This is a genomic window from Legionella erythra, from assembly GCF_001467615.1.
Classification (GTDB): domain Bacteria; phylum Pseudomonadota; class Gammaproteobacteria; order Legionellales; family Legionellaceae; genus Legionella_C; species Legionella_C erythra.
In genome coordinates, this window is sequence record NZ_LNYA01000004.1 from 1 (window position 1) to 2,255 (window position 2,255).

The following is a 2,255-nucleotide window of genomic DNA, read 5'->3' on the forward strand; positions in this document are numbered from 1 at the left end:
AGCTCGCCGGCTAGAGCAGCTTCCAATCCTCGTCTTTTTAATTGTTTGAAAAACTCGGTGAAATCTTCAGGTGTTTTGCAATTTCTGGCTATTTCTTTTGCTAATTCATCTATATCTTGAGTCATAGTTCTTCTCATCATATTGTCAGCACTATCCAGCGCCGACAGATTATATACTATGACTAATTACACAAAATTATTTACAGACCCGAGCCAGTTTAACGAACCCAATCTGCAAACTAACTCCAAAATAATGAATTTTACAATTCAATTTTATTTGCTATAATGCAGTTTAAATCGTCTTTTTTCAAGAGAGGTGCATTCCATAAAACTGGTATCTGAGGCAACTTGCCGTGTTGGCAGGGTTTTTCTGACATTTCATTTTTAAACCATAGCAACCGCCAAAGCCAATCGTTGCATTTAATTCCACTCAGCTTAGAATCATCTAATCTATGCTTTCGGTCCCTATTGATCCATCTTAATTTGTTTACTTCCCATGGAAGTAAGTGGGAACCACATTCTTTTACTGAAATGACCTGGAAATCACTCTCATCAGAAGTACTCTCTATCACTAGTCCCCGTGTTACATGCGATAAAATATGAGCTATAACCTTGTCATGCAACTCATTTTTTAGCCTCCAAACAATACGCATCTCTGCTCCCGTAATACTATTCCTTTTGCTTGAGCTGCTGGTTTTGAACCCACTATTCTGTAAATTCTCACCTATTTCGCCATCCTGTTGATTATATGCGCCTTTATCCGTTACTCTTTGCATAACAAAATACAGGGGTATTAAAGGTTCATTCTGGTAATATCTTCTTATGTTTTCCTGAAGTACATCAACGACGCATCCTTTGCTTGGTTTTTTATTCTGATTGGCATTGATTTCGCTTGGTTTTTCAAAGTCACTATTCCATACACGCACACCCACATCATCGCACCCTAAAATCTGTTTTGTTTGTTCGAAATGATAGGTTATTTTATTTCCACCTTCCTTTGATTCGAAATATTTTTGAGTTTGTCTGTAGCCCAAGAGGTCGCTTCCAAATATTGCTAGTTCATTCTGAGAATGAATGATTGGTTTTAGGATTTCATGAGTTGTTTTAGCCAATCCCTTCTTCCAAACTTCAAATTCCATATTATTCTGCCTATCTTTTTTCTGTTTTCTTTCATTCATCAATTTTATTGCTGTATCAATGTCATTACATAAAAAATCATCATCTTCAGCATCATTTAGCAGCTTCTCATACTGATCTCGTGTCATTTTTGGTATTAATCTTAACATATTGCAAAAGCCCTGAGTCATTGTGATCTCGTCTTCATCTTCACCATCCTCTTCAACACTCTTTGAGTGTTTTTCATACCAAGCCAATGCGTAAGGAATTTGTTTTTTTACAAACAGGAAATCCGTGCTGATTTTTCCCGATGAGACTTTAATTTCTTTATTATCTTCAAACTGAAGCCAAAGATAAATAATGTTCTTAATTTTTTTTTTCATAATTAATTAGATTAAAATTTAAAATATCTTAATTTTTAATTAAAATTAAGATAGGTAAGAAAATATTTTATTCCATTTATTAAAAATAAGTTTTTTCATCTCTTTCATTGCCATCGCCAATTAAATAAATATCTTTTTCTTTTATCGTTATCTTTTTTAATTATAAACATTTTATTTTTATAAATTTATGTGACATTTAATTTATGTTGATTGCTTTCAATTTAAGATGATCAGTTAAATTCTTTATATAGTGTTTTTTATTTATTATTTCATCATCATTTCATTTAAATAAATTTCTCATATTTTTTAAATTAATTTTGGATTTTTTTGTATTATAACCAAGGATTTCCATAAAAAAATATACCAAAATTATCACAAACGGCAATTAAATCTTGTTTTTAAAAATTAATTAATATCACCAATCGATTAATCAAAATTTTATAAATTTGTCTTTGAAAATATACGGATTTTTATCGCAAATTTTTAATCGATTTTACCCAATATATCCTAGAATATTTATTGTAGAAATTTTGATAAATAACCATTTTCATAAATCCTTACAACTCCATCAATTTTTAAATAGTTTAACAAATATTTAAATAATAAAACACAGATAATATAGAGTATAATCATATCAATTAAATATTAAGCAAACATTAAGTTGTGTGTTGTGCCCTGATCTCCTGCACGGCCTACGCACTTCAATTTTCAATCAAACTGAGCAAATTTTCTAAAAAGGAATTGTCCCATCCACCGA

1 protein-coding gene and 1 pseudogene are annotated in these 2,255 nt (G+C 30.8%); both read right to left on the minus strand.

Features of this window, described 5'->3' with window-relative positions:
• Positions 1 to 125: pseudogene (locus Lery_RS15855) on the minus strand (IS256 family transposase); the annotation flags it as partial.
• Positions 126 to 259: 134 nt separating this feature from the next.
• Positions 260 to 1,498 (minus strand): hypothetical protein, encoded by a 1,239-nt coding sequence (locus tag Lery_RS02760; protein WP_058525732.1) that lies wholly within the window; start codon positions 1,496 to 1,498, stop codon positions 260 to 262.
• Positions 1,499 to 2,255: the final 757 nt, after the last annotated feature.